Annotated in this window: 7 protein-coding genes and 1 pseudogene; 5 read left to right on the top strand and 3 right to left on the bottom strand. The window is 46.9% G+C overall.

Annotated elements, in window-relative coordinates:
* Nucleotides 1-201, top strand: a 201-nt coding sequence (locus EWV66_RS07795) for a Txe/YoeB family addiction module toxin (RefSeq protein ID WP_287107894.1), incomplete at its 5' end; no start/stop codon positions are given.
* A gap of 190 nt (nucleotides 202-391) precedes the next feature.
* On the opposite strand, the gene EWV66_RS07790 is transcribed toward EWV66_RS07795, so the two are convergent.
* The 3 genes from EWV66_RS07790 to trxA form a co-directional block, all read right to left on the bottom strand.
* Nucleotides 392-1009 carry a CP12 domain-containing protein gene (locus EWV66_RS07790; RefSeq protein ID WP_052275233.1) on the bottom strand — a complete coding sequence of 206 codons (618 nt, stop codon included), beginning with the start codon at nucleotides 1007-1009 and terminating at the stop codon, nucleotides 392-394.
* Nucleotides 1010-1060: 51 nt separating this feature from the next.
* Nucleotides 1061-1387 (bottom strand): hypothetical protein, encoded by a 327-nt coding sequence (locus tag EWV66_RS07785; RefSeq protein ID WP_002751596.1) that lies wholly within the window; start codon nucleotides 1385-1387, stop codon nucleotides 1061-1063.
* 83 nt (nucleotides 1388-1470) lie between these two features.
* Nucleotides 1471-1797 (bottom strand): thioredoxin, encoded by a 327-nt coding sequence (gene trxA, locus EWV66_RS07780; RefSeq protein WP_052275232.1) that lies wholly within the window; start codon nucleotides 1795-1797, stop codon nucleotides 1471-1473.
* Nucleotides 1798-2071: 274 nt separating this feature from the next.
* Here trxA and EWV66_RS07775 point away from each other — a divergent pair, with 274 nt between their 5' ends.
* The 4 genes and pseudogenes from EWV66_RS07775 to EWV66_RS07760 all read left to right on the top strand — a co-directional run.
* Nucleotides 2072-2512, top strand: a complete 441-nt coding sequence (locus EWV66_RS07775; RefSeq protein WP_052275231.1) for a recombinase family protein — start codon at nucleotides 2072-2074, stop codon at nucleotides 2510-2512.
* A gap of 238 nt (nucleotides 2513-2750) precedes the next feature.
* Nucleotides 2751-3923 carry a CBS domain-containing protein gene (locus EWV66_RS07770; RefSeq protein ID WP_287107896.1) on the top strand — a complete coding sequence of 391 codons (1173 nt, stop codon included), beginning with the start codon at nucleotides 2751-2753 and terminating at the stop codon, nucleotides 3921-3923.
* Nucleotides 3924-4091: 168 nt separating this feature from the next.
* Nucleotides 4092-4199: pseudogene (locus tag EWV66_RS07765) on the top strand (serine/threonine-protein kinase); the annotation flags it as partial.
* A gap of 197 nt (nucleotides 4200-4396) precedes the next feature.
* Nucleotides 4397-4644, top strand: a 248-nt coding sequence (locus EWV66_RS07760) for a protein kinase (protein ID WP_287107895.1), incomplete at its 3' end; no start/stop codon positions are given.

The raw sequence follows: 4644 nt of genomic DNA, 5'->3' as shown, positions 1-4644 counted from the left end.
AAAGGCGATAAAATTTTAGACTTAGTGGCAGATATTTTGGATGGCGATCCGTTTACAGGATTGGGTAAACCCGAACCTCTTAAGTATATTGCTGCCGACACTTGGTCACGACGGATCGACTTAGAGCATCGTTTAGTTTATAAAGTCACAGGAAATAAGGTTTATTTTTTACAAGCTCGCTATCATTATCAATCAGGCTAAACTCAGACAAACCCATCAAGAACTGTTACAGGAGAAAGGGGACAAGGAACGTAGTCCGTTCCCCCTCGTAGCTTGGGTTAAGGGATAGCCCAACCCAAGACAGAAGGAGGACAGTGAAGCAATACACAATAAACCAAGCAAAGCTGTAGCCTATGTTACAATTTAATAAATCTTTACATTCCTCCAGGATTTAATCGTCATAAATGCGGCACTCTAAGGCATCGGGATTGGCTTCGCAGTAAGCCTGAAATGAGTTACTCCCCTGTTTTTTGACCCGTTGATGGGAGGCTTCGGCCTGGAGTTCCTCCACCACATCCCAGGCCGCAGCGCAATCGGGAGAGGTTTCACCCTTGGCCGCACAAATTGCCCGCGCGTCTTCGCGAGCCGCTTCAATTTCATCTTCAATGAACAACCGCTTCGGCTTTTCGACAAAATCGCTCTTGAAGAGAATATCACTCACAGAAATAATGCCCAGCAAAGTTTTACCCTGAATCACTGGGGCGCGGCGAATGCGGGTTTGAGCAAATAACCGGGCCACATATTCCACCCCCAGTTCGGGATTGACAACCACACAGGGCTTGGCCATAATTTCATAGACCCGCATAGTTTTAGGATCGTGGCCAAAGGCCGCCACTTTGTAAACGATGTCGGTTTCGGTGACAATTCCATAGGGATCCTGTTCATGGCGCGGTTCGACAATCAAACCCCGCAGTTTTTTTTCTTTCATCAATTGCACGGCATCGGCAACCGTTGCCGAACCACGAATGGTGACAACGTTTTGAGTCATAATTTCTTGAGCTTGTAGCATATATGGTTTGGTTTGGTTAAATGAAAGGACCGGTATAAACGCAAAAGTTGACTAGGGTTGCCCCGATAGCAATTTCCTAGACTCTTGTGGGCTGAGTGCCACTTTGAACACAGATGACAAAGACCAATGGGCGATCGCTGGTTGGGGCTGGGGCGGCATGGCCGCAGCTGTGTTCCCCTGAATGCCTGGAGCATAGGCCTCCAGCACAGCGCCGTTTTGCCAACACATGGCAATGAAATAATCACACACTGGGCATTCCGTCTGAGCAACCTGTCGGGCCGGACACTTATATCCTGCGGGTAGGCGATCGCTCAAGAGCCGTTGAGCTACGCTGCCACAGTTAGGACACCGAATTTCTATAAGCTTGTTCATCGCCATACCTCAAAATTAAATAGTGGTGTGAGAAGGAAAGGGTCAACGTCGGAGGTTTGCCCAGAGTGTTTGTTAACGGTGGAAGACTATCACCGTAATTGTCGTTCTACGGCTTCCGTAAATTCTTCATAGGGTTTAACCCCAACTAATGTTTCTATCAATTCCCCCTGTTTAAATACCATGACAGCAGGAATACTTCTAATCCCAAAGCGTTTGGCCACGAGTTTGTTACTGTCTAGGTCAAGTTTAAAGACTTTGGCACGATCGCGATAGTCATCGGCCAATCGATCGATCAACGGTGCCACCAGTTTGCAAGGTCCACACCAGGTTGCTGTGCAATCTACCACCAACAGGGATTCACTCTTTAAGAGGGAATCAAATTCAGTTTCATCTTGAATAAATGTAGCCGTACCCATGTTTATATCTCCAGATTGATGCTGTGTAACTTAGGACAAATTCTCTGATCGCTGCGTTTTACAATAGAAATTCAGCTTTGAACCGCTCCTCATCTAAAAATGCTTGGCCTTTGACCCTTTAACTTTGTCCGCCTCCCGGGGGTATCGTCTATAGTTTGGTTGTCCCAGACATCGATGGTGACATCTAGTCCCTGCTCATGCAGGGGTTTTACTTTGTAAGTCGTCATCGGCTGCCCCCAATCAAAACAAATTTGCGACGTTAAGTTGCGATAATATGGTTTTGCAAGTTATTGCATTTAGATACCCTATGACAGCGACCCCTTCCAACGATTTATCTGCCTGGGAGCGGCTAGAACAAGGCAGACAAGCAAAAGCAAGCAACGGTGGTTATGCGGGCTACGGCTCCCCTGCCTTTGGACAACGATCGATCGATGGGGAATTAGTGGATGATCCGGAAGAGTGCCGGGTCATTGAACTGATTCGCCGTCATCACAAATCAGGGAAATCCTTGCAGAAGATCGCCGATTGGCTTAATGAACAGGGCTACACCACCAAACGCGGTCTACCATGGCAGCGTATTTCCGTAAAGCGAGTGCTGGATCGACTTTATGGAAAGGTGTCCAGAATTTCCGGAGTAACCCTTCAGGCCGACCAGAACCCGGAAGTACTCACCCCAGCGTCTGGTGATGCCGCCCCTGAAACCATTAGAGGCTGAATAACCGCTAAATAAAAAGTTTCAGGCTTTAACCTGTTACATCCCTCTATGATACACCGAAGTGGGTCTAAAATCTTTACGAGTTTAATAAAAATTGTAACAAAACGTTACATCTTTTAGGAAAAAGTTAAATGACGCTACACTTTGAGATAGTTTTAGAACGGGTTTTGGCAACTCTGAGAGTCTGGGTTCTTTGCCCAGTGACTGTTCTGTCTATCTTGTCCTTTGCGATCGCAGGATGGTGCTGATGTCCCTCGATACACCTCTGAGTTGGGCCCCCGATCTGGAAAAGGCGATCAATCGCCAACCCTTGACGGTGCCGCCAACCACTTCCCTGGCAGATGCGATCGCCATGATCGGCCAGGCCTATAACCGTCTGTGTTTACTCACCGATGACCTATCCCCTCTAGCTGCTCCGGCCGGAGAGGTGCGTGTTAGCTGTCTGCTGGTGGTGCAAGGGCAAGAGCTATTAGGAATTTTGACAGAACGGGATGTGGTGCGACTCACCGCTCAAGGAATTAACCTGACTGAGACAACCGTTGCTGATGTGATGGTGCATCCCCTGATCACGTTACCCCAGCAATCTGCTCAAGACATTTTTGCTGCCCTGTTTTTGTTTCGGCGCTACCGCATTCGCCATTTGCCGATTGTCGATGACCAAGGACAATTAGTCGGGGTGATATCCCATGAAAGTATTCGCCAGATATTGCGTCCGGCCAATCTATTGCGATTTCGTCGCGTATCGGATGTGATGACCAGTCAAGTGGTACAGGCCCCACTCACCGCCACAGTCCTGCAATTGGCCCAGTTAATGGCGGAACATCGTGTCAGTTGTGTGGTGATCACCCAGAGAAATTCCGAAGACAATGACTACCCTGTTGGTATTGTGACAGAGCGAGATCTTGTCCAGTTTCAAGCAGTTCAAATCGATCTGCACAAAACTAGGGCCCAGACGGTGATGAGTACGCCCTTATTTCTCCTCAGTCCCGAGGATTCCCTGTGGACGGCCCATCAGGAAATGCAAAAACGGCGGGTGGGGCGTTTGGTGGTTTCTTGGAACTGGGGTCGGGGGTTGGGTATTGTTACACAAACCAGTCTGTTAAGGGTTTTTGACCCGATGGAAATGTATGGGGTGATTGAAAATTTACAGCAAACGATTCAACAGCTAGAGTCCGAGCGATCGCCCTTCCCTCCTTCTCCACCAGCGGACTTATTACCCCAACGGACCCGCACCCCATCAGAAAAAGAGAGCGCAGGCGATTGCGAGTTATTACTTACCTTGCTGGACAATGCCTACAAAGACGTAAAGTATATGTTGGCTAACTTAGATATTGTCGTCGAGCAGCGGCGATCTTTGCTTCAATCTGTTCTCGATAAGCTTGAGTACCTCGGCCGTGAAATTAGCTCTTAGTAAGCTGTTCGTAATTTAAATTGCTTGTTGAGACGAGGCAAGAAGCAAGACCCCCTAAACCCCCGACATCGGGGTAGGGTTGATTCATGAATCAACCCTACTATCAATTAACCCTACTATCAATTAACCCTACTATCAATAAAATTGGCTAATTCAGGAGTTATTATTATGCTAGAACAAATGATGAAGATGTTAGAAGGGCAACAAATAAACTCTTATCGTCTTAATAAGTTTCTCGGTGCTGGTGGTTTTGGGGGTGTATTTCATGCTAGTGAAAGGGAGGATCCGCGCCCCCCTTATCAAGGGGGGATTAAGGGGGGATCAAGGGGGAATTAAGGGGGGATCAAGGGGGAATTAAGGGGGGATCAAGGGGGGATCAAAGGCACAATCTATCTTCAATTTAATAATTATAACCACTCACTTAATAGGATAGTTACACAACGTAAAAATTGGCTAATTCAGGAGTTATTATTATGCTAGACCAAATGATGAAGATGTTAGAAGGGCAACAAATAGGCCCCTATCGTCTTAATAAGTTTCTCGGTGCCGGTGGTTTTGGTGGTGTATTTCATGCTAGTGAAATGGTCAGAAATACATCGGTACAAGAAGTTGCCATTAAAGTTATCCCCGAAAGTAGCGATGATAAATTAATTGAATTAACAAATGCCAGAAAGTTAGAACATTCTAATTTAATTAAGGCTTATTCGGTGGGGGAATTTAC

Origin of the sequence: Microcystis sp. M_OC_Ca_00000000_C217Col, from assembly GCF_007095585.1 — a bacterium.
In the GTDB taxonomy this organism is placed as follows: Bacteria; Cyanobacteriota; Cyanobacteriia; order Cyanobacteriales; family Microcystaceae; genus Microcystis; species Microcystis panniformis.
This window is presented reverse-complemented; position numbering and strand designations above follow the sequence as displayed.

Bases quoted from the DNA above. Each gene is read 5' to 3' on its own strand.
- EWV66_RS07790 (WP_052275233.1), bottom strand. From the start codon at position 1,009: ATGCTACAAGCTCAAGAAATTATGACTCAAAACGTTGTCACCATTCGT.
- EWV66_RS07785 (WP_002751596.1), bottom strand. From the start codon at position 1,387: ATGGCGATGAACAAGCTTATAGAAATTCGGTGTCCTAACTGTGGCAGC.
- trxA (WP_052275232.1), bottom strand. From the start codon at position 1,797: ATGGGTACGGCTACATTTATTCAAGATGAAACTGAATTTGATTCCCTC.
- EWV66_RS07775 (WP_052275231.1), top strand. From the start codon at position 2,072: ATGGTTTTGCAAGTTATTGCATTTAGATACCCTATGACAGCGACCCCT.
- EWV66_RS07770 (WP_287107896.1), top strand. From the start codon at position 2,751: ATGGTGCTGATGTCCCTCGATACACCTCTGAGTTGGGCCCCCGATCTG.